The sequence below is a fragment of the Hyalangium ruber genome, from assembly GCF_034259325.1.
GTDB lineage: Bacteria > Myxococcota > Myxococcia > Myxococcales > Myxococcaceae > Hyalangium_A > Hyalangium_A rubrum.
The window spans coordinates 14693-36859 of the sequence record NZ_JAXIVS010000028.1 but is presented as its reverse complement, the minus strand read 5'-3'; the positions used below and the strand labels follow the sequence as shown (position 1 = coordinate 36859).

The following is a 22167-nucleotide window of genomic DNA, read 5'->3' as shown; positions in this document are numbered from 1 at the left end:
TACCCCAGCAGGCAAGCCTCGTTGAGCCTTCTCCACGGCTCGTCCACCAGGCTGCCAGCCATGGCGTGTGGGCGTCCCCCGGGTGTGGAGCGGCGCGCACCCTAGGGGAAGGCTCCCGGAGCGTCAACGTCAGGGTGCTTCGTCAGGGGACCTTGGGCTTGAGCGCCGCACACGCCGGGGGCATTCCCAGGTCGCACGCGCGCTGGACCATGCTCTTGGCCCGCGCCGGGTCCTTCTCCACTCCATGGCCCCGCTGGTAGGCGATGCCGAGGTTGAAGCAGCCGCCGGCGATTCCCGCCTCGCAGGACTTCTCGAAGAGGGTGGCCGCGTGCTTCTTGTCCTGCGCTACGCCGACGCCCGACATGTAGGACACCCCGAGCAGGCTGCAGCTCTTCATGTTCCCGGCCGTGCAGGACTTCGAGAAGAGGGTGGTGGCGCGCTCCGGGCTCTTCTCCACCCCCTTGCCCTGCGCGTGGGCCAGGCCGAGCAGCAGGCAGCCGTCGGCGTGGCCCTTGCCGCAGGCCTTCTCGAAGAAGCTGGCCGCGAGCACGGCGTCCTGCCGCCCCGCCGTGCCGTTCTCGTAGGCCAGGCCAACGTTGAAGCAGCCCTTCATGTCCTCGGCCTTGCAGGTCTTCTCGAAGAGGGCCAGGGCCTGCTTCGGGTCTCTCGCCACGCCCTGGCCTTCCGCGTAGGCGATGCCGAGGTTGTTGCAGGCCTCCAGGTGCTTCTTGTCACACGCCTGCTTGAAGAGGGTGGCCGCGCGCGCCGCGTCCTTCGGCACCCCGAGCCCCTGGGCGTAGGCCAGGCCCAGGTTGAAGCACTCCATCGCATCGCCCTTCTTGCAGTTCTTCTCGTGGAGCCCCACCTGGCGGGTCAGCTCCTCCTTGCCGAAGAAGGACTCCGCCTTCGAGGCCGCGTCCTGCGCGGCGCCGGGCGTCGCCAGCAGGAAGAGGGCCAGGGCCAGGCCGCTCACCCTGGGGTGAAGGCCTCTCCCGGTTCCAGCGCGAAGCATGTGAAGACTCCTGGGCGTATGCCCGGTGTGGAGGGTTCCGTGGCCTGCCAGCATAGAACGAACCGCGCATCGCTTTGGGGCCCTACGGAGACAGGCGCGAGTCGAGCTCCCGCAGCGCGCTCCGTGCCTGCTCGAGGGCACGTGTCGCCGTCTGGGCCTCTTCCCGTACGTGGGCGACCTCTTCGGCCCGTTGCTGCTCCGCGGCCTCCGCCTGCTCGAAGGCCTCGCGCATGCGCTGGGTCTTCGCCTGGGCGGCCTTGAGCAGGGCCTCCGCGCGTTTCACGTCCAGGCTCGCGCCGCGCTCGGTGCGTTCGGCGCGCTCCACCTGCTGCCTGGCCTCTCGGCGGAGCCGGGTGAGTTCCGCGTCACGTTCGCGCCGGGCCTCGGCATCTCGCGCCCGCTGCTTCGTCTCTTGGCGGAGCCGGGCGAGCTCCGCGTCGCGGTTGCGTCGGGCCTCGGCCTCGAGCGCGCGTTTCCGGTTCTCCTGCCTGCGTTGCTCCAGCTTCGCGGCGCGTTGAGCCTGGGCCTGGGACGTGCGTGTCTCGCGGCTCTGGCGCTTCGGTGGTGGGGCAGGGGGCTCGGGAGCTTCCTCCGCTTCGTCTCGCGTCCGCCAGGGACCGCGCAGCACCACCCCTTCCGCGGGAGGCGCGGGCGTGGTTGGTGCTGGAGGCCGGGTGGCCCTCGGGGTCGGTTTCTGCGCTCGAGCCTTGGGGCGGGTACGTGCCTCGGGAGAGGGCCCGACGAGCAGGAGCGGAGAGAGGGCGCCAAAGCCGGACTGGCGCAGCGGTTGCGTCAACATGCCCTGGGCCAGGGGCGCGCGCTCCTCCTCCGTCCCGAGCGAGCCGGCGCGCAGCGTCTCTTCGATTTGCCGGGTGAGCTCGCTCGTGGGGGGGCGCCCCGCCGCGCTGAGCGTGGCGCTGGCCTCGGCCATCAGGGGATCGAGCGCCTGTTGAAAGGCGCGGTTGGCCACCTTCAGGTCCTCCGCGCCGAGGCCGGACAAGGCCCGGCGGTGCGCCTTCTCCAGGGCTCGCGCGGCTTCCATCAGGCGCTCGAGCTTCTCCGGCGCGTGGTGGACCAGTTGATTGACGGCCCACGCGGCGACGACGGGGCGCCGCAGCTGCCTCGTGGCTTGCGCCTGCTTCGTCTGGCCTTGGGTCTTCAGCTCCCCCGCGAGCGCGTTGCGTGCCCGCATGAACTCGTTCAGGGGCAGGGCGTACAGCGCACGCTGCCGCGCAAGGACCTCCGTCCCGTGGCTACCTCGCTTGCCTCCTGGTCGGGAGGACCTTTTCGAGTGAGACGGCACTGCTTCAAGGTGCGATCCGGCCCTACAGAAGCGCAAGCACGCGCGGTCGTAGGGACGAAGGGCAGGTAGGCCCAACCGCCACCGCTGCCTACGCACGGCCGTCGTGTTTCGTGCAGCGATCGGTCGCGCGTATCCGCTGGAAGACGGCGCGGATCCTTCATGCGAGGCCCCCAGTCCCATCCGCGCCGCTCGTGACAATCCATTTGCCCCCTGGCTTACGGGCGGGTGACTGGCATGGCTGGATTTCGTCGCGTGGTGGTGCTGCTGGCCTGTACAGGCGTGCTGGGAGCGCGTGCCGTCTGGGCGCAAGCTCCTGGTGAAGACGCGCCTGCCGGCGAGGTGCTCTCCGAGGAGCAATTGGACGCGCTGCTCGACTCTCCGGCCGCGCAGCCCGCGGGTGGCGAGCTCTCCGAGGCCACCTTTGGGCCGGAGCAGTTCGCGTCGTACTTCGGCGAGGGAACGCTGGCTCGGGCGAAGGCGGAGTTCGACCGGGGGCGGTACCGCCGCGCGCGGACCCTGCTCGCCCAGGAGCAGGCCACGTTGCCGGTGCGCTTCCTGATGGCGCAGAGCGCGTTCAACGCCCGGGACTTCGCCACCGCGGCCGAGGAGTTCGCGACGCTGGCGGGGGAATACACCGTCCTTCGAGACCACTGCCTGCTGCGGGCCGCCCAGGCCAACGAGGCGCTGCGGCGGTGGAAGCTCGCCGCCGAGCAGTTCGCGGCCGTGAGCGCGGCCTCGCCCTTGTACCCCGAGGCGCGCTTCAGCCTGTCGAACGCGCTCGAGCGCCGGCGGGACTTCGCCGGGGCGCTGGACGCCCTGGCCCAGCTCATCGAGAGCCGCAAGTCGCGCGGGCCGGATGCCATCCGCATGAAGGCGCTGATGGAGACGTGCGACCTGGCGCGCGCGAAGGGCGACTACAACGCCGAGCACCGCGCGCTGCTGGAGGTGTGGGCCACCAGCCCGCTGTCGCGCGAGGCCCAGCGCGCCCAGCAGCGGCTCCAGGGGTTGCCGCTGCCCCTCAAGTGGAGGGTGCGCCGGGCCGAGACCTTCGTGGAGCTGCACTACAACGTGGCCGCGATGGAGCAGTTGGAGCGGATGCTCCCGCATCTGTCGCTGCCGGAGGAGCTGGCCTGCCGCGCGCACCTCACCTATGGCAAGGCCCTGCGCAAGGAGCGCAAGCACCGCCGGGCCATCCAGGTGCTCACCCCGGTGGCTCAGCAGTGCAACACGCCCGAGGTGCGGCCCCAGGCGCTCTACATGCTGGCCTACTCGCAGTCGGTGGTGGAGCCGGAGGCCGCCATCCCCACCTACGCCACGCTCTCACGCGACTATCCGGAGCACGGCTACGCCGATGACGCGCTCTTCTTCGAGGCCTGGCTCCTCCAGCGCGTGGGACAGGCGGATGCCGCCCTGGCGCGCTACGAGGAGGTCGCCGGACGCTACCCGGCGGGGAACTTCTCCTCCGAGGCGCTGTTCCGCGCGTTCTGGCTCCACCACCGCAAGGGAGAGCATCCGGCCGCGCTGGCTTCGCTGCAGGCGGTGGAGCAACTGCCGCAGGCGGCCCGGACGGATGAGGCGCTCTGGCGCGCCCAGTACTGGCACGCCCGGATGCTGGAGGGGCAGAACGCGCTGCAGGAGGCGCTGTCCCGCTACGAGCGCATCGCCATGGAGCGGCCCGCGGCCTGGTACGGAATCCTCGCCCGTTCGCGCCTCGCGCTGCTTGCTCCCGAGCGTCTGGAGCGTGCCAAGGCATCCGCTGAGGCGACCACGCCCAGCGAGCCCGGTGAGGTCTGGCCGCTGCCGTTGGGCACGCTGGCGAAGGATCCGCGCTTCACCGCCGGTGTGGAGTTGCTGCGGCTGGGCCAGCGCGGCGCCGTGCAGGAGTTGCTCGCGGTGGACCACCGGGCGCTCAACGAGGCGCCGGCGCGACTGGTCTTCCAGATCCTCCAGCGCACCGGGAGAGGCAAGGCCGCGCGGCATGTGGCCCGTGTCTCCCTGCGCCAGGAGGTGCATGGTCCGCTGAGCCCCGCGTCCCGGCCCATCTGGGAAGCGACGTGGCCGCTGGCGTACCGTCCGCTCGTGGAGCGCCACGCGCGCAAGGCCCGGGTGGACCCGGATCTGCTCCAGGGCCTCATCCGCGAGGAGAGCCGCTTCAACCCTCGGGCGCGCTCCTCGACGGGCGCGCTCGGACTCACCCAGCTCATGCCCGCCACGGCCCGCGCGGTGGCCGCCACCCTCAAGATGCCCACCGTGAACGAGCAGGTGCTGCTGCAGCCGGCCGAGAACATCCGCGTGGGCGCGACCTATCTGGGACAGCTGCTCGATCGCTTCGAGGGGAACCCCGCCTTCGCGGTGGCCGCCTACAACGCCGGGCCCCACGCGGTGGAGCGCTGGCAGAAGGCCCTGCCGGAGGCGGAGCTCGATGAGTGGGTGGAGCACATCTCCATCGAGGAGACGCGCGAGTACGTCAAGCGCGTGCTCGGCAGCTACGGCGCCTACAAGCTGCTCTACACGGCGAAGACGCCGCTGCTGCGCATCGGCGCGGAGCGCGCGGCCGAGAGCTCGACGGGGCTGGTGACCCGGGAGGCGGATGCGGGGACTCTCAAGAGGTGAGCCTCATTCGTACCGGAGGGCGTCGATGGGATCGAGCTGGCTGGCCTTGCGCGCCGGGTAGAGACCGAAGCCCACGCCCACCGCGCCGCTGAAGCCGAGCGCCAGCAGGACGACCTCCGGCCGCACCAGCAGCGGCCACTGGAACTGGGCCGCGAGGAGCTGTGCCACGCCCAGGCCGAGGGCCGCGCCGATGCTGCCACCGAGCAGTGCCAGCGTGAGCGACTCGATGAGGAACTGGATGAGGATGTCGCGCGGCCTCGCGCCCACCGCGGCCCGCACGCCAATCTCGCGCGTGCGCTCGGTGACGCTCACCAGCATGATGTTCATGATGCCGATGCCGCCCACCACCAGCGACACGGCGGCGATGGAGGCCAGCAACAGGCTCAGCGTGCGGGTGCTCTCCTGGCGGTTGTTCGCCAGCTCGGAGAGATCGCGGACGTCGAAGTCGTTGGCCTGACCCTCCGCCAGCCGGTGTCGCTCGCGCAGCAGGCTGGTGATGGCCTCCTGCGCCTGGGCCGTTCCCGCCGCGGGGTCGGCCTGCACGAAGAGGGCCCCCGGGATGAATGCTCCGAGGCTCTGCGCCTGGATCTGCCGCTGGAAGCTGGTGCGGGGGACGAAGACGATGTCATCGAAGTCCTGGCCGACGGGGGACTGGCCCTTGCGCGCGGTCACCGCCACCACCGTGAAGGGCGTCTTCTGGATGCGCACCACCTGCCCCACGGGGTCTACGCCCGGGCCGAAGAGCTTCTCCACCACCGTCGCGCCGAGAACCGCCACCTTCGAGCCCGCCTCCACGTCCTGCTCGGTGAAAGCCTGTCCCGAGGCCATGGTCCAGCTGCGCACCTGGAAGAAGTCCGGCGTGGTGCCCACCACGCCCGTCGTCCAGTTCTGCTCCTCGGAGAGCACCTGCGCGGAGGCGCGCAGCTCGGGGGCCGCGGCGCGCACGCTGGGCACCTGGGTGCGGATGGCCTCCAGGTCCGCCCAGGTGAGGGTGGGCTGGCTGCCAAAGCCCCCGCGCGCTCCTCCGGACGAGGAAGAGCCCGGCAGGACGATGAGCAGATCGGTCCCCATGGACTGGAACACCTTGTCGACGCTGGCGCGCGCCCCATCGCCGATGGCGACCATGGCGATGACGGCCGACACGCCGATGATGATGCCCAGGGCGGTGAGGAACGAGCGCGTCTTGCTGCGCAGGAGCGACCGGAACGCCAGCCGCAATGTCTCCAGGAAGTTCATCAAGCCGCCGCCTCCTCGGGGGGGACCACCGCGGGGCGAGGCTTCTGGCGCCGGTCGGAGACGATCCGCCCGTCCTTCACCACCACCACCCGCTCGGTGAACTCGGCCACGTCCGGCTCATGCGTCACCAGCACCACGGTGAGGCCCTCGCGGCGCAGCTCCTGGAAGAGCGCCATCACCTCGATGCTGGTGCGGGAGTCCAGGTTGCCCGTGGGCTCGTCCGCGAGGATGACGCGCGGCCGGTTCACCAGCGCGCGGGCGATGGCCACCCGCTGCTGCTGCCCACCGGAGAGCTGACGAGGGTGGTGCTCCAGGCGCCCGCCCAGCCCGACGCGCTCGAGCGCCTCCTGGGCCCGCTTGCGGCGCTCGCGCGAGCCCACGCCACCATAGAGCAGCGGCAGCTCCACGTTCTCCAGGGCGGAGGTGCGCGCCAGCAGGTTGAAGCTCTGGAACACGAAGCCGATGGTCTGGTTTCGCGTCCGCGCCAGGGCGTCCCGGTCCAGTCGGGACACGTCCCGGCCCGCGAGCAGGTACTGGCCCGCGGTAGGCCGGTCCAGGCACCCGAGGATGTTCATCAACGTGGACTTCCCCGAGCCGCTCGAGCCCATGATGGACACGAAGTCCCCGGACTCCACCTTGAAGTCCACCCCGCGCAGGGCTGTCACCTCCACGTCTCCCGACCGGTAGACCTTGTTCACGCAGCGCAGCTCGATGAGGGCTCGGTTGTCAGTGCTGTCCATGGTGGGTCTCCTTCGTCCCAGCGCTAGAAAGGTCCTCGGCCCATTGGCGGCGGTCCGCCCGCCGAGGGCCTTGCTCCGGTCGTGCTCGCGGTGGCGCCCGCGCTCCCTGCCTGCGAGGTGATGGCTTGATCGCCCTCGCGCAGCTCGCCCGACACCACCTCCGTCACCGAGCCATCCGTCACCCCGAGCCGCACGCGCACGGGGGTGGGGCTCCCGTCACGCAGCACGTACAGCGTCCGGCTCCCATCCGTGGCCCGAGGCTGGCCACCCGAACCTCCCGTGGCACTCGCTGCCTGCACTTGCTCCGGAGCTGGGGTGGGAGGCTTGAAGCGCAACGCCGCGTTGGGCACGGCCAGCGCGTCCTCCTTGCGCGCGGTGGTGAGGGTGACATTGGCCGTCATGCCCGGCTTGAGCTTCAGCTCGGGGTTCTCCACGTCGATGACGGCGTCGTACGTGACGACGTTCTGCACCGTCTGGGGCGCGTTGCGGATCTGCCGGATGACTCCCTCGAAGCGCTCACCGGGATAGGCGTCCACGGTGAAGGCGGCGGGCATTCCCGGCTCCAGCCGGCCCACGTCCGCCTCGGGCACGCTCGTGTTCACCTGCATCTTCCGCAGGTCCTCGGCGATGGTGAACAGGGTCGGGGCCTGGAGCGAGGCCGCTACCGTCTGCCCCACGTCCACGCTGCGCGAGATGACGATGCCGTCCGTGGGGGACACGATGGTGGTGTAGCGCAGGTTCACTTGCGCCTCGCTGAGCGTGGCCTGCGCCTGGGCCAGGGCTCCTTCCGCGGAGGCCACCGCCGCCTGGGCCGACTCCGCGCTGGCCTCGGCGGTCTCCGTCTCCGCCTGGGCGATGAGCTGCTTGTCGCTCAGCACCCGCGAGCGCTCCGCCTGCTTGCGCGCGGTCTCGGCGTCCACGCGGGCGCGGTGGACGTTGGCCTTGGCGGCCATCACGTTCGCCTTCGCCCGTGCTACCGCCGCCTCGTAGAGCTGCGGATCGATGCGGGCGATGACCTGCCCCTTCTTCACCGTCGAGTTGTAGTCGACCATTAGCTCCTGGATGCGGCCGGAGACCTGACTGCCCACCTCGACCGTGACCAGCGCGGAGAGCGTCCCCGTGGCCGTCACACGAGACTCGATGAGCCGCCGGCCCACGGGCTGGGTCTCGTACGAGGGAGCCACGTCCGTGGGCTGGCGCCGGAGCAGCCACGTGGCTCCCGCCGCCACCACGAGCAGGGCCAGCAGCCACACGCCCCAGCGCCGTGGCAGCCGCCGACGCAGGGGCGGCTCGGACAGGGCGGGAGGCGCGGAGGGAGAGGCTTCTTCGTATCGCGGCAACGGGGTGGCGGCACTCATGCCACCAGATGTACGCGGCGCTGCATTTCCGTGAATGCCGCCCGGATTACGAAGTGTGAAGCGCTTGCTCCCCGTGGTGGGTCGCTTGCTGGACGACCGGGGCGGCGGGTGCGCTCAGGGTTCATCTCCGCGAGTGAGCATGTAGCCCGCGCCGCGGACCGTCTTGAGCAGCTTGGGGTTGCGCGGGTCTTCCTCGAGCTTCTGCCGGAGGCGGAAGATGTGGACGTCGATGGAGCGGTCGAACACCTCGTCCGCGCTGCCCTTGGTGAGATCCAGGATCTGCTCGCGGTTGAGCACGCGACCGGCGCGCTCGGCCAGCACCCGCAGCAGCACGAATTCGTAGCTCGTCAGTGACAGGGCTCGGCCGTCCAGGGTGGCGGTGAGGCTGCTCGGATCGAGCTGCAGCCGGCCGACCTGGATGGGCTGGGTGGCGGGACCCGCCTGGCCCCGGGACCTGCGGACCTGGGCGCGGATGCGCGCGAGCAGCTCGCGCGAGGAGTACGGCTTGAGCAGGTAGTCGTCCGCGCCCGTCTCCAGCCCCAGCACCCGGTCCGCTTCCTCTCCGCGAGCGGTGACCATGATGATGGGCACATCGCTCCGGGTGCGCAGCTCGCGGCACACCTCCACCCCGTCCCGTCCTGGGAGCATCAGGTCCAGCAGGATGACGTCGAAGGGATGACGGCTGGCCTCGGACAGGCCCTCTGGGCCGGTGCGGGCGACGGTGACGACGAGGCCGTGCTCCTGCAGGTAGCGGGCGGTGAGCCGGGCCAGCCGCTCGTCGTCCTCCACCAGGAGCACCTGGATCGTCCCGTCGTTCGCACCGCCGCGAGGCGTCTCTTCCATGGAATGGAAGATAGAGGGCAAGTGTGCGACCCGGGAGCAGTGGCGTGGAGGAGTTCCGGTGAGAGTCAGGAGGGGAACGCTGTCTCCCGGGCCGCACACGTACACCCTGGCAGGCCGAGATGACTGTCAGGCTTCGGCAGGATGACGAAATGTTTCTTGGCACGTGGGTGGGGCGCCAGGAGAAGTAACACGCATGGTCACCGTTCAATGCTACTGCGGCGCGGTCAGGATGGAGCTCACGGGAGAGCCGCTGGCGCAGTTCTACTGCCACTGTGAGGACTGCCAGGCGGTACATGGCGCCGCCTATCTCCCCGCCGTGATGTACCGCATTCCCGCGACCCGGCTCGTGGCGGGCGAGCCCGCCTACTGGAAGCTCAAGACGACCGTGCGCGCCTTCTGCCGGGAGTGCGGCACCCGCCTCTACGCCGAGCCGCCAGGGCTGGGCATTCGCAGCATCACGGCGCTTCTGCTGCACCAGGGCCTGTTCAAGCCCACGTTCCACATCCAGTGCCAGCACGCGCTGTTGCCCATCAAGGACACGCTGCCGCACTTCAAGGGCTTCCCGGCCATGTTCGGCGGTTCGGACGAGCAGGTGTCGTGGTAGCAGTGGGAAAACGCCACTGCCCCGGGACGCAGGGCCCGGGGCAGCGGGAGGCAGCGGGACTCAGGGCTTGGCGGTGATCTTCAGGTTGCCGAGCAGGCGCGAGTCGCTGTCGAAGTTCTGGCCGTCGATGATGAAGCCGAACGGGTAGCCCGCGTGAAGCTGGAGCGAGGCGGTGCCGTTGACCGACCAGACATCGCCGTAGTTGCGCGAGTAGAGGGGGGCATAGGTGCGGCCGTTGGGACCATCCGCGAAGGCCTGCGCGTTGGCGTAGACCATGAACCAGGCGTGGAAGCCGAAGTAGGTCCAGTCAAAGTTCAGCAGGGTGGTATGGGACGCGGTGGCGGCGAAGGTCCACTGCTGGGGGCTCCAGACGGCCGAGCCGTTCAGGAAGTAGTCGAAGGCCATCGAGTCAGCCGGGCCGCTGTCCGGGGTCATCGTCACGGTGCCAGGGCCCGAGGCCTGCCACGACTGCGACTCGAGGTTGAACCTGGCGGTGATCTTCAGGTTGCCGAGCAGGCGCGAGTCGCTGTCGAAGTTCTGGCCGTCGATGATGAAGCCGAACGCGTAGCCCTCATGGAGCTGGAGCGAGGCGGTACCGGTGACCGACCAGACATCGCCGTAGTTGCGCGAGTAGAGGGGGGCATAGGTGCGGCCGTTGGGACCATCCGCGAAGGCCTGCGCATTGGCGTGGACCATGAACCAGGCGTGGAAGCCGAAGTAGGTCCAGTCGAGGTTGAGCGTGGCGGTCTGAGGCGCGGTGGCGGTGAAGGTCCACTGCTGGGGGCTCCAGACGGCCGGGCCGTTCAGGAAGTAGTCGAAGGCCATCGAGTCGGCCGGACCGCTGTCCGGGGTGCTCGTCACGGTGCCGGGGCCCGTGGCCTGCCAGGCCAAAGACTCGAGGTTCAGGGGCTGGGCGGCCTGCGCCTGTCCGTTCAGAAAGAGCGCGGCGGCGAACGCCAGGGTGCTGACGAGAGAGAGGAACGGCTTCACGAGGTTCTTCATCTGAGGACTGTCTCCGAATGGGGGTTCAGCGAGTCGGAGCGGGCATGAGCAAAGGCCGCGCCAGCACTCCACGCTGAGCTGTTTCAGAGGGAGACGTGTCCTCGAAGCAGGGCCGAGGCCCCGTGGTTGCGTCCGTTCAGAACGCTCCTGCTTCCACTTGGAAAGCATGGATGGCTGAGATGGCAGGGAATCTCGGTTCCTAATAAAAAAGGCGGGCCCCTGGGGACCCGCCTCCTTGCCTGGAACCGCTCAGGCGAATCAGCCGACGTAGCCGACGGTCTCGCCGCGGTCGAGGAACTCACCCTTGGTGGTGCCCGAGTACCAGGAGGTGCTGTTGGTGCCGGACTTGTCGTACTGCATGTGGGTGTGGGGGCCGGTGACGTTGCCCGTGCCGCCCTCGTCGCCGATCTGGCAGCGGTCACACGTCCGGTCGTACGAGGTGGGCTCCTTGAGGAAGTGCCACTGGCGCAGCGTGTAGCCGTTGGCGAAGGTGTGCTTCACCTCGTTCTGGTTGCCGCTGCCGTTGCCGTAGCACACCACGCCCGTGGTGCGGATGGTCACGTTCCAGGACATGGAGCCCACCACGCCCGTCTCGACACCCCAGTAGCCACAGGCGTTGCGGCTGGAGATGTCCACCGCGCCGTGGAACGAGCCGCTCGAGTAATAGGTGGTGGCCGTCACGTCGCCGGGGAAGGGCGAGCCGACCCGGTACGCGGCGGACGCGACCGCGGGGATGAGCGCCAGGGAAGCCAATACCGTCTTCATCGTCTTACGCATCGTTGTTCCTCTCGGGTCGGTTCACCGACCCCCGTGTGGAAGGTGTGTCACCGAGCCTGTTGCTGCAGTCGCTGCTTGGCCCCCAGGATCAGGCTCCACTCCTGAAGGTCCATGTTGAGAACGCGAATCCACGTGTCGATCTCGGGGGCGAGGCTCGGATCGACGCCGCGCAGCCGCTGGAGCTCGGGCACCGCGCCGGAGAAGCCCAGCCGGGCGATGCTCTGAATGATGGCCTTGCGTACCGTGGGGTCCTTCTCTCCCCGGTACATGCCGACCAGCGCCTCGCGGGCGCTGCCCATCTCCGCCGCCGGCACGCCGCCGAGCGCGGTGCTGGCCGCCGCGCGCACCTCGGCCGAGTCGTTGCCCAGCAATTGCTCGAGCTTGCGCGCCGAGCCGGCGCTGACCTCTCCGGTCATGATGTTGCCGAGGATCTGCGCGGTCAGCTTCGGATCCGTGGAGGCCGCCGCCACCGTGACGGCGGTATCCGCCGCCCGGGCATCCCGCCCGCCGTAGACCTCGATGTTGTCCTCGACGAGGTTGGTCGCGGCCTCCTGGCGCACCTCGGGCGAGGGGTCCCGGATGAGTCGCTCGTACATGTCCCCCGTGCGCTCCAGCGCGCCGGTGCGCCGCAGCGCGCGGACCGTGGCGGCGCGGATGCTCGGGTCGCGATCTCCCAGGGCCCGCTGGGCGACGAGCTCCATCGCCTCGGGCTCCAGGCCGCGCTCGGTCCTCGCCACGAGGGCGGCCGCGAGGTGCTCGGCCATCGCCGGGTCGTACTCGCGCTCGAAGGCCGCCTGCAGCTCGCTCAGGGGCAGGGTGACGGCCGACTCGCGCAGCAGCGTGCGCAGGTAGAGCTTGTAGGCCTCCGACTTCGAGCCAAGCCCGCGGCGGATCTGATCCATCAGCCCCTGGACCGAGCAGCTCTCGCCCTTGAGCGCGGGAGCGTCTTGCGTGGCGCCCTCCTGCCCGGCGAGGGCCAGGGTGGGGGCCAGGAGGCTGAGGGTGAGCGCCAGGGTGGGGAGCCCATGGAGGGGAAGGAAGTGGCGTGTCATGGGTGAGCTCCGGGCCTTATTCGTGCTTGTCGAGGCAGCCGTGGGGGTTCTGGTCGGGCAGGCCGAACCAGATCCGATCGAAGTCGAGGACGCCGCTGGCGTAGAGCCGTTGGAAGTCGTGGTAGTTGGCCTGGAAGCGCGGATCCGTCACGGCCATGTTCGCCATGACCGGCAGCGCGTTCTTGCCCGCGGCGCGGGCGGCGAAGCGGAACAGGGCCCAGCGCACACAGAGGTCCTTCTCGGCCTCGAAGGCCTGGGAGTAGATCTCCAGCGCCTTGGCCTTGTCCTCGGCCAGCGAGAGGTCGTGCGCCGCCACCTCGCGGATGTTCTCGCTGCCCTCGGTGGCGAGGATCTTCGCCAGCTTCTCGGTGGCCTGCGCGTCGAGCGGCGCCTCGGCATGCATCTCCATTTCGAGGGCGAGGTAGCGGACCGGCTCGTCCGGCGACTGGGTGCCGATGGTGAACAGCTTGTCGAGGTAGGGCTTGGCGTTGCCCGTGCGCGTGAAGTCTCCCTTCATCACCTGGCCGATGGCGCGCGTGGTGACCCAGCCGGCCTCGCCCGAGGCGGGGTCCTGGGCGAAGCGGGACAGCCGATCCAGCGCGGCCGGTTCGAGCTGGGGCATGTTGCGCAGCTCGTCCAGGAAGCCCGCGCGCCGGCCCATGTCCATGCGCTCATCGAGCCCCATCTCCGTGAGCTGCGCGCCGATCTTGGGAAGGGTGATGGCCTGCGAGCCCCGGAGGCCGGCCATCAGCACCTTGAACTCCGCGGGCGCGGCCTCGCGCGCCCACTCCAGCACCTCGAGCGCGCGGCCCTCGTCCTTGCCGATGAGCTCGGCCAGGCGCCCCTTGAGGTACTCGCGCACGTGCGGGTCCTTGGAGGCCAGCAGCGGCGCGGCCCACGCGCGGAACGTGTCGAGGGTCACCGTCTCGTTGAATTGCTCCAGGTTCTCCCAGCAGGTGGTGCTGGAGAACCGAGGCCCCTTCTCCCGGGCCTTCTCCGAGCCCTCGTGGCCTTCGTGGCCAGCGGAGGCACCGCTTCCAGACGGCCCCTGTCGCGGGGCGCCCGGAGCCGTCGCTGGGTTCGTCGGGCCCTGGCCCGCCTCTTCAGAGGAGCGGTTGGCGATCAGCGCCACGCCCGCGATCAGGGCCACGGTTCCCAGCGCGAGGGCACCCACCCGCAGGCGCTGGCTCGAAGGGCTCTCGGTGGGGGAGGCGGAGCGATGAAGGGATTCTGGAGTCATGGAGTCCGGGACCGATGGGGGTTCCATGGATGAAGAGGGCCCGGAATTACCCGCATCCCAAGAAAATTAAAAATCCAGGGATGTCGGGTATTTAGCGAGCCGGACCTGATAATCTGTTCTCCCTGATGGGCTGCCCGAGCGAGACGACACTGAGCGACTTCCTCGGAGGATTGCTGCCGGAGGAGCGCCGAACCCAGGTGCTTGCGCACACGGAAGGGTGCGCGCTGTGCCAGCTGGCGGTCGCCGCGGGGGCGAGCTCCAGGCCCGGCTTGCCGGGGGGGGCCGGAGGGGGGGCGGAGCTGGCTCCGGGAGCCACCCTGGCGCGCTACGTGGTGATCGAGCGCATCGGCCAGGGAGCCATGGGGGTGGTGTACGCGGCGAGAGACCCGGAGCTGAACCGCCGGGTGGCCATCAAGCTGCTGCGCCCGGAGGGACGGGACGAGGAGGCGCTGCGGCGAAGGCTGCTGCGCGAGGCGCAGGCGCTGGCCCGGCTCTCGGACCCCCATGTCGTGGCCGTGCATGACGTGGGCACGTGCGGCGACGGCGTCTTCCTGGCCATGGATCTGGTGGAGGGCACCACGCTGGCGGAGTGGCTGCGCCAGCCGCGCTCCTGGCAGGAGGTGCTGCGCGTCTTCCTGGAGGCGGGCAGGGGGTTGGCGGCCGCGCACGCGGCGGGGCTGGTACACCGCGACTTCAAGCCCGCCAATGTCCTCGTGGGCCGGGATGGCCGGGTACGGGTGACGGACTTCGGGCTGGCCCTCACCACGGATCCGGCGGAGCCCTCCGGAGACACCGCGGCGCCGCGAGCGGACGCGCCAGGGCAGGGGGCCTCCCTGCTCACTCAGGAGGGGGCGCTGCTGGGGACGCCGGCGTACATGGCGCCGGAGCAGCTCCAGAGCCACCGGGCGGACGCCCTCTCGGACCAGTTCAGCTTCTGCGTGGCCCTCTACGAGGCGCTCTATGGAGCGCGGCCCTTCCAGGGCACCAGCCTGGAGGAACTCGGGCGGGCCGCGAGGGATGGGCAGGTGCGGCCGCCAGGGCGAGGCACGCGGGTGCCCGCACGGGTGCGGCGGGTGGTGCTGAGGGGGTTGCGGCCTCGGCCCGAGGAGCGCTTCCCCTCCATGGAGGCGCTGCTGGAGGCGCTCACCCCGCGTCCCCGGCGGGTGCTCGCGTGGGTGGTGGGTACCGCGCTGGTGGCCGGCGTGGTGGGCATGGGCGGGGAGTACGTGGTGGCGCACCGGCGCGAGGTGCGCTGCGAGCAGGAGGTGGAGAAGCTCGCCGCGGCCTGGAGCCCCGAGCGGAGGGAGCGGGTACACACGGCCTTCCGCGCCATCGGCCAGCCCTACGCCGAGTCCTCCTGGGAGCGGCTCTCCACGGCGCTGGATGCCTATGCCTCGCAGTGGCGCGAGCTGCGCACCGGCGCCTGCCTGGCGGAGGGCGGAGACAGCGCGGATACCGCCTGGCAGACGGCCGCGTGCCTTGACGCGCGGCTGTGGCAGCTGGCCGCCGTCACGGACATGTTGGAGAAGGCGGACGCGCAGACGGTGCAGAGCGCGCCGCAATTGGTGGCCTCGCTCGAGGGGCTCACCGTGTGCCGGGAGGATCCAGCGCCCTCGCTTCGTCCGCAGCCTCCAGCCGCGCTCCGGCCCCGGGTGGACGCGGCGCGACGCAAGCTGGCCGAGGGCCGGGCGCGCCTGGAGGCCGGCAGACACGCCGAGGGCAAGGCGGTCACGGAGGCGTTGCTGCGGGAGATCCAAGGGTTGGACTACCGCCCGCTGGAGGCCGAGGTGCTCGTGCTCCACGGCCAGTTCCAGGGCCTGACGGGCAACCTCAAGGAGGCCGAGGAGAGCTTCTACCGCGCCCTGTGGGCCGCCGAGGCCGCGAAGGACGATCAGACCGTGGCGCGCGTGTGGATCCTGCTGATCTGGGCGGTGGGAGAGCAGGGCAGCCGCACCGGGGATGCGGAGCGGATCGTCCAGCATGCCCAAGCGGCGGTGGAGCGGCTGGGCCGGGAGCGCTTCCCGGCCATCACCTCGGACCTGGACCTGCGGCTGGGGGGATGGATGCTGGTGCAGGGAAAGCTGGAGGAGGCGGACGCGGCGTTCACGCGAGGGCTGGAGCTGTCGCGCAAGTTCGCCGGCCCGGACAGCGTGCGCACCTCCTATTTCGTCTCCAGCCTGGGCCGGGTCCGCTCCCGGCAGCGCCGCTCCGCCGAGGCGCTGGAGCTCTACCGCCAGGCCCAGGACATCCGCGAGCGCCTCTGGGGGCCCGAGCACCCCTCGCTGGCCCTCAACCTCAACAACATCTCCATCGAGCTGCTGGCGCTGGGCCGGCGCGAGGAGGCGATCGCCACCTGGCGCCGCTCCCTGGCCCTGCTGGAGGCAACCCGCCCCCCGAACCACCCCGCGTTCGCCGCTCCGCTCACCAACCTCGCCACGGTCCAGCGGAGCCTGGGACAGCTCGACGAGGCGCGGCGCAACCTCTCGCGGGCGCTCGCCATCTTCGAGGCCAGCAAGGGCAAGGAGCATCCCAACACGGCCAGCGCGCTCAGCGAGCTGGGCATGGTGGCCTACGACTCCCAGGACCTGGAAGCAGCGCGCTCCTTCCTCCAGGAGGCCCTGCTGCGCGTGCAGCGCTCGCTGGGTCAGGACACTCCCCGCGCCGCTCCGATGCTGACCTCCCTGGGACGCGTCCACACCCGGGCAGGCCGCTACGAGGAGGCGCGACAGGCCCTGTCGCTCGCCGTGAAGCTCTGGGAGAAGGAGGGCGGCGCGGAGGACGCCGCGGTCACCAATGCCCTGCGGGCCCAGGGGCAGCTCGAGCTGGCCGCCGCCGCGCCCCGCAAGGCGCTGGAGCTCTGCCAGCGCGCGCTGGAGGTGGATGAGCGCGTCCAGGGAGGAGAGGCGCCGGATGCCGCGCTGGACCTCGCCTGCCTCGCGGAGGCGCACCTCGCGCTCCGAGCCCCGGAGCAGGCCGCGCCGCTGCTGGAGCGGGCTCGGAAGCTCCACGTGAGCGCCCCGAGGGATCCGCTGGATGAGGCGTGGGCGTGCTTCCTGCTGGCCCGGGCGCTCGGGGAGCAGCGCTCGGCCCCGGATCCCACACGCGCCACGGCCCTGGCGGAAGAGGCGAGGACCCAGCTGGAAGGGCTAGGGCTCCGGGCTCGCGTGGAGCTGCGACAGGTGCAGGCCTGGCAACGGCGCGGAGGCACGCCATGAGCAAGAGCGGGGAAGGCGACTCCCTCGCGGCGCTGCTGCGGACCCACGCGCCACCCGAGCGCCACGCCGCGCTGGAGCAGGTGGAGGGACTGGAGGCACTGCTTCGGGAGCACCACGCGGCGGGGCAGGCGCAGTGGCCCACCGTGTCGCTCACGCCGGAGAGTTTCGTGAGACACCTGTCCCGGCACCTGCCGGAGGGCTCCCTGGAGGTGCTGCGCCAGCTCCAGGGCGCGGACCTGTACCTCGCGTGTGCTTGCGCCAAGGGGGAGCATCAAGCCCTCCTGGCCTTCGAGCAGCACATCCTCCAGAAGGTGCCCGCTCGCCTCGGCCAGCTCCCGGCGTCCACCGTGGATGAGGTGTTGCAGGTGCTCCGCCAGCGGCTGCTGCTGGGGCGCGGAGAAACGCCCCCGCGCATCGCGGACTACTCGGGCCGGGGCCCGCTGCTGGCGTGGGTGCGCATCATCGCCGCGCGCATCGTCGGAGAGCTGGCGAGCCAGGATGGGCGCCAGGAGCTCTTCGACGAGCCGCCCGAGGTGCTTGCCCGGATGCTGTCCTCGGATGACCCCGAGCGGGAGCTGCTCCGAGAGGACTCACGCCAAGCGCTCGCCGAGGCGCTGCGCAAGGCGCTGGCGGCGCTGCCCGAGCGAGAGCGGGCCCTGCTGCGCCTTCACCACCTCCATGGCCTCACCATGGATCGGCTCTCGACGATGTACGGCGAGTCGCGCTCGGGCGTGGCCCGCCGAGTGGCCCACGCGCGCGAGCGGTTGCTGAAGCTCACGCGCGCGGAGCTGTCCTCGCGGCTGAACCTCGCGGGCCCAGAGCTGGAGAGCTTGCTGGGCCTGGTGCGGAGCCGCCTGGACCTCAGCCTTCTGCGGCTGATGGATTGAGGGGACTCAGTGGTCGTGCGCGTGGCCCGGCTCGTGCGCGTGGCCGTGCTCGAGCTCCTCGGGGGTCGCCGCGCGCACTTCCCGCACGGTCACCTCGAAGTGGAGCGTCTTGCCCGCCAGCGGGTGGTTGAAGTCCACGACGACCGTCTTCTCCTTCACTTCCTTGACGAGGAAGTCCACGTCGTCGCCCTCGTCATCCGTGGCGCTGACGATGCCGCCCGCCTCCAGCTCCAGGTCCGAGGGGAAGTCCTCGCGGGGCACTTCTTCCACGCCCTTGGGGTCGTACTCGCCGTAGCCGTCGTCGGGAGTGACCTGGACCTTCAGGGACTCGCCCGCCTTCTTGCCCTCGAGCGCCTTCTCCAGCCCCGGGACGATCTCCTCATACCCGTGCAGGTAGACGAGCGGATCGCCCTCGTCGCTCTCATCGATGATCTTTCCATCTCCCAGGTGCAGGCGGTAGTCGATGGAGACGACGGTGTCCTTCGCGATTTGCATGAATGCCCTCCTCAGGGCGCGGAAGCGCTGCCGTCTACCACAGTGCATCGGCGGTCTGCTCCCTTGTATTCATGGGGTGCCTCCTCGCCAACCGCCCGGAGGGGCCACCTCGGGTTGTCAGCACTGCGTGTAACAGTCCAGGGCAGAGGTCACGTGCTCCGGTGCCGTGCCTGTTCCGGGAGTCACTGAGACATGGGGTTCTACGTGTTTTGCCTGGCGCGTGAGCGCGCGGTGGAGGCGGTGGTGGGCTACGGCTTGTCCGGGGACGCGCCGCTCCGCGCGCGGGTCCATGGGGAGATCGCCGCCATCTACTGTGAGGTGCCACTTCAAGAGTGGACAGGCGAGGAGGGTGAGGCCCACCTGAAGGACCTGGGCTGGCTGGGGCCGCGCGCCCTGCGTCACGAGGAGGTGATCGAGCAGATGATGCGCGCCTCGCCGGTGATGCCGCTGCGCTTTGGCTGCCTGTTCTCGTCACTGGAGGAACTGGACGCGTTGCTCCGCCGAGAGCGAGCGCGAATCGCGGCCTTCCTGGAGAAGGCAGAGCATGAGGAGGAGTGGTCGCTCCAGGGCGTGTTGGACTTCAAGGCTTGCGAGGAGGCGATGTTCGCCGCCGATCCTCGGGTGGCGAAACTGCCCGCGTCGGCGGGAGCGCGCTACCTGATGGAGCAGAAGCTGCGCAAGGACGCGGCCCGCGCGGCGCGCGGGTGGATACAGGAAGCCGAGGCAATGGTGGCGCGGGCACTCGAGGGGCTGGTCCTCGCGAGGCGTCCCCTGCGGCTCCCCTCGCGCAGCGCGGAGTCTCCCACGGTGGAAGGGGTCTTCCATTGGGCGCTCCTCGTCCCCCGTGGCGCGGAGGCAGAGCTTGCCAGGCGCCTCGATCCATTGGCGGAGCCGCTGGCGGCGCGGGGTCTGAGCCTGACGGCGCGTGGTCCCTGGCCCACCTACAACTTCGCGCCGCACTTCGGAGGCGAGCCGGAGCACGGATCCGAGGAGCAGTCGCTTGGCTGAGCAGGAGGGCACCGGGTTGTTGATGTATTGCATTGGTGCTGAGGCATCGGCGCTGCCGGGAAGCGGGAGCGGGCTCCAGGGAGTGGAACTGCGGCGCGTCGTGTACGGCGGGCTCGCGGCGGTGGTCTCACCCATCATGGACCGGGCTCGGGTGGAGACACCGCCGACGGTGGATCTGCTCGAATACGAGCGCGTCGTTCATTCGCAGCATGCCGTGGCCGATGTGGTTCCCATGCGCTTTGGCAGCGTGCTCTCCGACGAGGTGGAGGTCCGCGCGCATCTCGAGGCACGGCGTGAGGCCTATCTGCACACGCTCGAGAGGATCGCCGGCTGCGTCGAGCTGGGGATTCGGGCGCTGGTTTCTCTTTCCGGCCCGCTCGAGACGGCGGAGGAGATCGCCACTCCGATGATCCGCTCTGGCGCGGACTACCTCAAGGCGCGGCAGCGTCGCTATTCCGCGGACCATCGGCTGCGTGATCAATGCACGGCGCTGGAACAGGCGCTGCTTGCGAAGGTGGCGCCGCTGTGCAGGGAGCACCGCATGGAGTTCTCGCCCTCGCGTTCGGGCGCGCCCGCGCTCTGCTCTTTGTATTTCCTGGTGCCTCGCGAGGAGGTGTCCGCGTTTCGTGACGCGTTGACGCCGGTCGCGAACGACACTTCCGCGAAGCTCGCGGTGAGCGGTCCGTGGCCTCCCTTCAACTTCGTGGCGTGAGCGCTCCTGTCGAACGGGTTGGGGCAACTGGTGCTCACGGTGGTGAAGCTGCTGCACGAACTGCTCGAGAAGCAGTCGATCCGCCGGATGGAGGGCGGTTCCCTGAGTGACGAGGAGATTGAACGACTGGGGTCGGCGCTGATGCGTCAGGCGGAGGAGATCGAGCAGCTCCGTATGGAATTCGGGCTCACGGAAGAGGACCTGAACCTCGATTTGGGGCCACTCGGCAAGCTGCTTTGAGGAAAACGCCATGACGACACAGCGCATTGTGCAGGGGCCCCGGGGAGCGACGCTCGCGGACGTACTGGATCGGGTCCTCGACAAGGGCCTGGTGGTGGCAGGCGATATCAAGATCAAGCTGCTGGACGTGGAGTTGCTCACCATCCAGGTGCGGCTGGTGGTGTGCTCGGTGGAGAAGGCCGCCGAGATGGGAATGGACTTCTGGAGGAGCGATCCGCACCTGTCTCCACGCCCACAGCCCGAGGCACTCGCGCCCGAGGCGCTCACGCGCCGCGTGGCGGAGCTGGAGGCCGTGGTCGCGAAGCTGGAGAGGGCTTCGGACGCTCCGTAGGGAGCGTCCAACGCTTCCAGCCCCTGGCGGAGAGCGTCCTCTCGATTAGACGGTCACCTGGCGCATGCTGTTGAGCTGAGTGGCCCGAGCGAGCGCGCCCAGGTCCGGCCCCTCGTAGTTGGCGGAGAAGACGCGGTTCTTGAAGTCGTCGCGCGACATCTTCTCCTCGTCGCCCCAGGGGTTGGTGAAGTGGACGAAGTCCTTGCCGTTCTCCTTGGAGGTGCCGGTGACGAGCACCTCATGGAACGAGTGCGGCTTGCCCGGCTCCTCGAAGCGCATGCCCGTCATGACGTTTCTGTCCTGGGACAGCTCCGAGTCGATGATGCGCATGGCGGTGTCCTTCTGCTTGTCGCCGAACTCGGAGGACTTCATGTCCTTGCCGGAGATGGCGTCGTTGAGCTTGTCGAGCCCTCCGGAGGTCGCCCCGGCGCCGTCGCCCGACTTGTCGTTGTAGTCCCTCTCCAGGTTGGCCATCTCCATGAGGGCGGGCGCGAGGATGCGCTGGTTGATGGAGCGATTGGAGCCGTCATCCTTGAAGGACGTCTCCTTCTCGCGGTGCAGCGTCGTCTTTCCGTCCGCCAGGTCCACCTTGCCCTCCTTGCTGGCCAGGCCCACGGAGAGGCGCGCGTACTCGGCGGGGTTCTTCTCCGCCAGGTCGATGCTCAGCGAGGTGGGGGCGCAGGTGCCCTTGGAGCCCTGGTTGATGGAGCTGGGGGTGGCCAGCTCCCGGGCCAGCGTGCCCGCGAAGTCACCGCGCTGCACGCCCTTGGCCAGGTCATCGCCCTTGGCCGCGCGCGCCAGGTGGTCCAGCGTGGTGCCCTCGCCCTTGAGGTCTTTCTCGCCGGGCAGCTTGCCCTGGAAGAGCAGCTTCTGCAGCGCCAGCTGCTCCGAGCCCTTGTCGTGGTAGGTGGCGATGGCGTCCTTGACCTCCTTGTACTGATTGCGCTCGCCCTCCGAGAGCTTGGAGAGCGCCTCCTTCTCCAGCTTCTCGTTGGCCTTCACCAGCTTGGAGGCCTGGGCCTCTTCCTTCTTGCCCGTGGCCTTGCCATCCCGGCCGTCGTTCAGCACATGCCAGTCCTCGCCGCGCTTCTTGTCGGACTTGGGGTTGAGGAACTCGTCGGCGCGGGCCACGGCCTCCTTGTACTCGGCCGGCAGCTCCTTCTCGGGGGCCTTGGCCTTCTCGGGCGCCGCCTTCTTGGCCTGCGCCTCGAACATGTCCTTCATGGAGTGACCCAGCGCCTTGTTCTCGCTCTTGGGCTCGGAGGCCTTCTGAGCCTGAGCACCGAGCGTGTTCCCGGTGGCGGCGGTGGGGAGGCGGGCAACGACGGGGCGGTTGTTCAGGGCGGGCAGGTTCATGCCTTCCTCCCATAGCCAGCCGCGTGCCAGCACCCGCCTCCAATGATTCCGAGAGGTTGGCACGCGCTAGAGGGGCGGAGCCCTGGTAACTGCTGTTTCCGCCTGATCACAGCAGTCACCAGGGATGGAACTACGCGGCGGCG

At 69.9% G+C, this 22167-nt stretch carries 20 protein-coding genes; 8 read left to right on the top strand and 12 right to left on the bottom strand.

What is annotated here, in order from left to right; translation table 11 throughout:
* Positions 1-142: 142 nt before the first annotated feature.
* Positions 143-1012 carry a tetratricopeptide repeat protein gene (locus tag SYV04_RS42475; protein WP_321551840.1) on the bottom strand — a complete coding sequence of 290 codons (870 nt, stop codon included), beginning with the start codon at positions 1010-1012 and terminating at the stop codon, positions 143-145.
* Between the two features lie 82 nt (positions 1013-1094).
* Entirely contained in the window at positions 1095-2204 is a 1110-nt protein-coding gene (locus SYV04_RS42470) for a hypothetical protein (protein ID WP_321551839.1), read from the bottom strand.
* A 345-nt stretch (positions 2205-2549) separates the two neighbouring features.
* On the opposite strand from SYV04_RS42470, the gene SYV04_RS42465 reads away from it, so the two are divergent.
* Entirely contained in the window at positions 2550-4928 is a 2379-nt protein-coding gene (locus SYV04_RS42465; protein WP_321551838.1) for a lytic transglycosylase domain-containing protein, read from the top strand.
* Between the two features lie 3 nt (positions 4929-4931).
* Here SYV04_RS42465 and SYV04_RS42460 read toward each other — a convergent pair whose 3' ends face one another.
* The 4 genes from SYV04_RS42460 to SYV04_RS42445 form a co-directional block, all read right to left on the bottom strand.
* The gene (locus tag SYV04_RS42460) at positions 4932-6164 is read right to left on the bottom strand and encodes an ABC transporter permease (protein WP_321551863.1); all 1233 of its coding nucleotides are present in this window, start codon (positions 6162-6164) and stop codon (positions 4932-4934) included.
* Complete coding sequence (locus SYV04_RS42455; RefSeq protein WP_321551837.1) at positions 6164-6904, bottom strand: ABC transporter ATP-binding protein; 741 nt, start codon at positions 6902-6904, stop codon at positions 6164-6166. The genes SYV04_RS42460 and SYV04_RS42455 overlap by 1 nt, the downstream gene beginning before the upstream one ends.
* A 23-nt stretch (positions 6905-6927) precedes the next feature.
* Complete coding sequence (locus SYV04_RS42450) at positions 6928-8262, bottom strand: efflux RND transporter periplasmic adaptor subunit (protein WP_321551836.1); 1335 nt, start codon at positions 8260-8262, stop codon at positions 6928-6930.
* Between the two features lie 114 nt (positions 8263-8376).
* Positions 8377-9105 (bottom strand): response regulator transcription factor, encoded by a 729-nt coding sequence (locus SYV04_RS42445; RefSeq protein ID WP_321551835.1) that lies wholly within the window; start codon positions 9103-9105, stop codon positions 8377-8379.
* Between the two features lie 193 nt (positions 9106-9298).
* Here SYV04_RS42445 and SYV04_RS42440 point away from each other — a divergent pair, with 193 nt between their 5' ends.
* Positions 9299-9709 carry a GFA family protein gene (locus tag SYV04_RS42440; RefSeq protein ID WP_321551834.1) on the top strand — a complete coding sequence of 137 codons (411 nt, stop codon included), beginning with the start codon at positions 9299-9301 and terminating at the stop codon, positions 9707-9709.
* A 60-nt stretch (positions 9710-9769) separates the two neighbouring features.
* On the opposite strand, the gene SYV04_RS42435 is transcribed toward SYV04_RS42440, so the two are convergent.
* From SYV04_RS42435 to SYV04_RS42420, 4 genes are all read right to left on the bottom strand, one after another.
* Positions 9770-10711: a hypothetical protein gene (locus SYV04_RS42435; RefSeq protein ID WP_321551833.1), complete on the bottom strand. Its 942-nt coding sequence runs from the start codon at positions 10709-10711 to the stop codon at positions 9770-9772.
* 258 nt (positions 10712-10969) lie between these two features.
* Positions 10970-11488 (bottom strand): hypothetical protein, encoded by a 519-nt coding sequence (locus tag SYV04_RS42430; RefSeq protein WP_321551832.1) that lies wholly within the window; start codon positions 11486-11488, stop codon positions 10970-10972.
* Positions 11489-11535: 47 nt separating this feature from the next.
* Complete coding sequence (locus tag SYV04_RS42425; protein WP_321551831.1) at positions 11536-12540, bottom strand: HEAT repeat domain-containing protein; 1005 nt, start codon at positions 12538-12540, stop codon at positions 11536-11538.
* Positions 12541-12556: 16 nt separating this feature from the next.
* On the bottom strand, positions 12557-13780 hold the full coding sequence (locus SYV04_RS42420) for a hypothetical protein (protein ID WP_321551830.1): 1224 nt from the start codon (positions 13778-13780) through the stop codon (positions 12557-12559).
* Between the two features lie 197 nt (positions 13781-13977).
* Between SYV04_RS42420 and SYV04_RS42415 the strand changes: the two genes are divergently transcribed.
* Entirely contained in the window at positions 13978-16995 is a 3018-nt protein-coding gene (locus tag SYV04_RS42415; protein WP_422724030.1) for a tetratricopeptide repeat protein, read from the top strand.
* On the top strand, positions 16992-17882 hold the full coding sequence (locus SYV04_RS42410; protein ID WP_321551828.1) for a sigma-70 family RNA polymerase sigma factor: 891 nt from the start codon (positions 16992-16994) through the stop codon (positions 17880-17882). The genes SYV04_RS42415 and SYV04_RS42410 overlap by 4 nt, the downstream gene beginning before the upstream one ends.
* Before the next feature lie 6 nt (positions 17883-17888).
* Here SYV04_RS42410 and SYV04_RS42405 read toward each other — a convergent pair whose 3' ends face one another.
* The gene (locus SYV04_RS42405) at positions 17889-18377 is read right to left on the bottom strand and encodes an FKBP-type peptidyl-prolyl cis-trans isomerase (RefSeq protein WP_321551827.1); all 489 of its coding nucleotides are present in this window, start codon (positions 18375-18377) and stop codon (positions 17889-17891) included.
* Positions 18378-18569: 192 nt separating this feature from the next.
* Between SYV04_RS42405 and SYV04_RS42400 the strand changes: the two genes are divergently transcribed.
* The 4 genes from SYV04_RS42400 to SYV04_RS42385 are packed head-to-tail and all read left to right on the top strand — an operon-like array spanning position 18570 to position 20668.
* Positions 18570-19385: a GvpL/GvpF family gas vesicle protein gene (locus tag SYV04_RS42400; protein ID WP_321551826.1), complete on the top strand. Its 816-nt coding sequence runs from the start codon at positions 18570-18572 to the stop codon at positions 19383-19385.
* Positions 19378-20097 carry a GvpL/GvpF family gas vesicle protein gene (locus tag SYV04_RS42395; RefSeq protein ID WP_321551825.1) on the top strand — a complete coding sequence of 240 codons (720 nt, stop codon included), beginning with the start codon at positions 19378-19380 and terminating at the stop codon, positions 20095-20097. The genes SYV04_RS42400 and SYV04_RS42395 overlap by 8 nt, the downstream gene beginning before the upstream one ends.
* 18 nt (positions 20098-20115) lie before the next feature.
* Positions 20116-20337, top strand: coding sequence for a gas vesicle protein K (locus SYV04_RS42390; protein WP_321551824.1), 222 nt, complete (start codon positions 20116-20118; stop codon positions 20335-20337).
* Positions 20338-20347: 10 nt separating this feature from the next.
* Positions 20348-20668, top strand: a complete 321-nt coding sequence (locus SYV04_RS42385; RefSeq protein ID WP_321551823.1) for a gas vesicle protein — start codon at positions 20348-20350, stop codon at positions 20666-20668.
* 45 nt (positions 20669-20713) lie between these two features.
* Here SYV04_RS42385 and SYV04_RS42380 read toward each other — a convergent pair whose 3' ends face one another.
* Entirely contained in the window at positions 20714-22024 is a 1311-nt protein-coding gene (locus SYV04_RS42380) for a hypothetical protein (protein WP_321551822.1), read from the bottom strand.
* Positions 22025-22167: the final 143 nt, after the last annotated feature.

What these genes read in the sequence shown, in the direction of transcription:
- SYV04_RS42475 (WP_321551840.1), bottom strand. Translation starts at nt 1,012, where the DNA reads ATGCTTCGCGCTGGAACCGGGAGAGGCCTTCACCCCAGGGTGAGCGGC.
- SYV04_RS42470 (WP_321551839.1), bottom strand. Translation starts at nt 2,204, where the DNA reads ATGCGGGCACGCAACGCGCTCGCGGGGGAGCTGAAGACCCAAGGCCAG.
- SYV04_RS42465 (WP_321551838.1), top strand. Translation starts at nt 2,550, where the DNA reads ATGGCTGGATTTCGTCGCGTGGTGGTGCTGCTGGCCTGTACAGGCGTG.
- SYV04_RS42460 (WP_321551863.1), bottom strand. Translation starts at nt 6,164, where the DNA reads ATGAACTTCCTGGAGACATTGCGGCTGGCGTTCCGGTCGCTCCTGCGC.
- SYV04_RS42455 (WP_321551837.1), bottom strand. Translation starts at nt 6,904, where the DNA reads ATGGACAGCACTGACAACCGAGCCCTCATCGAGCTGCGCTGCGTGAAC.
- SYV04_RS42450 (WP_321551836.1), bottom strand. Translation starts at nt 8,262, where the DNA reads ATGAGTGCCGCCACCCCGTTGCCGCGATACGAAGAAGCCTCTCCCTCC.
- SYV04_RS42445 (WP_321551835.1), bottom strand. Translation starts at nt 9,105, where the DNA reads ATGGAAGAGACGCCTCGCGGCGGTGCGAACGACGGGACGATCCAGGTG.
- SYV04_RS42440 (WP_321551834.1), top strand. Translation starts at nt 9,299, where the DNA reads ATGGTCACCGTTCAATGCTACTGCGGCGCGGTCAGGATGGAGCTCACG.
- SYV04_RS42435 (WP_321551833.1), bottom strand. Translation starts at nt 10,711, where the DNA reads ATGAAGAACCTCGTGAAGCCGTTCCTCTCTCTCGTCAGCACCCTGGCG.
- SYV04_RS42430 (WP_321551832.1), bottom strand. Translation starts at nt 11,488, where the DNA reads ATGCGTAAGACGATGAAGACGGTATTGGCTTCCCTGGCGCTCATCCCC.
- SYV04_RS42425 (WP_321551831.1), bottom strand. Translation starts at nt 12,540, where the DNA reads ATGACACGCCACTTCCTTCCCCTCCATGGGCTCCCCACCCTGGCGCTC.
- SYV04_RS42420 (WP_321551830.1), bottom strand. Translation starts at nt 13,780, where the DNA reads ATGACTCCAGAATCCCTTCATCGCTCCGCCTCCCCCACCGAGAGCCCT.
- SYV04_RS42410 (WP_321551828.1), top strand. Translation starts at nt 16,992, where the DNA reads ATGAGCAAGAGCGGGGAAGGCGACTCCCTCGCGGCGCTGCTGCGGACC.
- SYV04_RS42405 (WP_321551827.1), bottom strand. Translation starts at nt 18,377, where the DNA reads ATGCAAATCGCGAAGGACACCGTCGTCTCCATCGACTACCGCCTGCAC.
- SYV04_RS42400 (WP_321551826.1), top strand. Translation starts at nt 18,570, where the DNA reads ATGGGGTTCTACGTGTTTTGCCTGGCGCGTGAGCGCGCGGTGGAGGCG.
- SYV04_RS42385 (WP_321551823.1), top strand. Translation starts at nt 20,348, where the DNA reads ATGACGACACAGCGCATTGTGCAGGGGCCCCGGGGAGCGACGCTCGCG.
- SYV04_RS42380 (WP_321551822.1), bottom strand. Translation starts at nt 22,024, where the DNA reads ATGAACCTGCCCGCCCTGAACAACCGCCCCGTCGTTGCCCGCCTCCCC.